The sequence below is a fragment of the Anaerovirgula multivorans genome (assembly GCF_900188145.1).
GTDB classification, from domain to species: Bacteria; Bacillota; Clostridia; order Peptostreptococcales; family Natronincolaceae; genus Anaerovirgula; species Anaerovirgula multivorans.
The window spans coordinates 1-2,368 of the sequence record NZ_FZOJ01000088.1; the positions used below are offsets into that span (position 1 = coordinate 1).

The 2,368-nt window shown below is 41.3% G+C and carries 2 protein-coding genes; both read right to left on the bottom strand.

Going from position 1 to position 2,368, the window contains the following annotated elements:
* On the bottom strand, positions 1 to 1,170 hold a 1,170-nt coding region (locus CHB72_RS25570), incomplete at its 3' end, for a M20 metallopeptidase family protein (RefSeq protein ID WP_089285686.1).
* 64 nt (positions 1,171 to 1,234) lie between these two features.
* A partial coding sequence (locus tag CHB72_RS25575) for an AbgT family transporter (protein ID WP_089285687.1) occupies positions 1,235 to 2,368 on the bottom strand: 1,134 nt, incomplete at its 5' end.

The window sequence follows — 2,368 nt, forward strand, 5'->3', positions numbered from 1 at the left end:
CAAAGCTGCTTCTACCATTAACTCCACCCCTACTGCCAAAGCATCTTCATCGGGGTTGAATTTTGGGTTATGGATCGGTGCAAAATCTTTAAAAGGAATTTCTCTGTCCCTACAACCCAGCCAAAAATAAGCTGTAGGTATTTTTTCTGCAAAGAAGGCAAAATCTTCTCCTCCAAGGGCTGCCTTTTCAGCAATAAGGGCTCCATCTCCTAGTACATCCTGCATCGTTTTAAACACAAGGTTTGTCATGTCAGCATCATTGATTGTAGGTGGATATCCCTTTACATAGCTAAATTCGTAGTCTCCTCCCATAGCAGAGGTGACTCCCTTGACTAGATTTTCTATTTTCTCTGGCATAGCGTTTCGAATTTCAGGATCAATACTTCTCACGGTACCCTCTAGTTCAACTTTATCGGCAATGACGTTGTATTTCATGCCTCCATGGATTTTGCAGATGGAGATCACGGCAGCATCTAAAGGTCCTATGTTTCTAGCTACAATAGATTGCAGCACGGAGACAACATTTGAAGCGATAGCAACGGTATCGACACCGTTTTCTGGTTCGGAGCCGTGACTGCTTTTACCTTTTATTGTGATAAAGATTCTATCGGAGGCCCCCATGATAGGTCCTTCTTTAATGGCTGCTCTTCCAGTTTCTAATTGGGGCCACACATGTAAAGCCAGCATGGCATCTACCTTGGGGTTTTCTAGAACACCATCCACGATCATGCCTGGTGCGCCTCCAATGGGGTTGTTTTCTTCTGCTGGTTGAAATATAAACTTGATGGTTCCTTTGATTTCTTCTTTTAGTTCTGTCAAGACATGGGCACAGCCTAAAAGGATGGCGGTATGCATATCATGTCCGCAGGCATGCATCACTTCTTTATTCACAGAAGAAAAGGTTAATCCTGTCTCTTCTTGTATGGGCAGGGCATCCATATCTGCTCTTAAGGCTAGGACTTTTCCTTCTTCTTTGCCTTTTAAGATTCCAACAACACCGGTTTTTCCAACCTTTCTTATGGTCTCTATCCCTAAGCCCTCTAAAACTTCTGCTGCTTTCTCAGCGGTTCTTTGTTCTTGATGTGCTAGCTCTGGATGTTTATGAAAATCTCTTCTATAATCTACGATTAACGCTTCATATTTTTGAGTTACTTCTTGTATTCTGTTCATCTCTTTGTCTCCCCCTTTATTTTATTTCTACTTGCTCTCTTGGTCTTTTGTTTTTTTGAAATCTTTACATAAATATATTGCTTCCAGGTCCCAGTGGTAAATCCAATAGAAACCAAATGGTTAATTGTGCAATCCATACTACACCGAAAACCAAGGTATAGGGTAATATATAGGACATTGCTGTTCCAACACCTGCTCGATCATCATATTTCTTCATAAATCCTAATAAAATCGGAAAATAGGGAAATAAAGGTGTGACGGCATTTGTAGTAGAATCTCCTATTCTATAGGCTAACTGGGCAAAGGCTGGTGAATAATCTAACATCATAAACATGGGGACAAATACTGGAGCCAATAGTGCCCATTTTGCTGATCCGCTCCCTATAAATATATTGATAATGGTACTGATAAGTAAAACGCCAATGATCATGGGAAGTCCTGTGAAATTTAAGGCTGTTAAGGTATCTGTTAGTTTAACTGATATCACCATACCTAGGTTTGTCCAATTAAAATAGTTGACAAACTGTGCGATAACAAATACCAGAACAATGTAGCCGGACATTCCCTTCATAGCAGTACCCATTAATCTAGGAACATCTGCTTCAGATTTAATGGTCCCAACAGCTCTGCCGTAGACAATCCCTATCATGACAAACCATAGGAAAATAAAGGGCACAATGCCATTAATAAAAGGTGACGGAATAATGGTTCCAGCATCACTTCTAAGGGGTGAGTTCTTAGGAAGGAGGCTAGCAATAATGAGACCCCAGTAAATCAACGTGGCAATGCCTGCTTTGCTAAGTCCAGTTTTTTCAGCTTTTGTTACTTCTAAATTCTGGTCTTCTTTTATTTCTCCTATAGGTGTATAGGGTCCTGCTAAGGGTGTGACATACTTTTTGGTTACCCATACACCAGCAATGGTCAGTATGAAAGTAGACGCAACCATAAAGTAATAGTTTACCGTTGGGTTAATCACCATACTGGGATCAATGGTTTTCGCAGCTTCTTCTGTTATACCGGCTAGTAGTGCATCTGTACCTGCAATCAATAGATTGGCAGAAAATCCTGCACAGGCGGCTGCATAGCCTGCAGCGATCCCCACCAGTGGATTTCGTTTTGTAGCATAAAATATGGCTCCTGCTATAGATGGCACGATGACAGCCGCTGCATCAGAAGCGATATTTCCGCTGATTCCTAT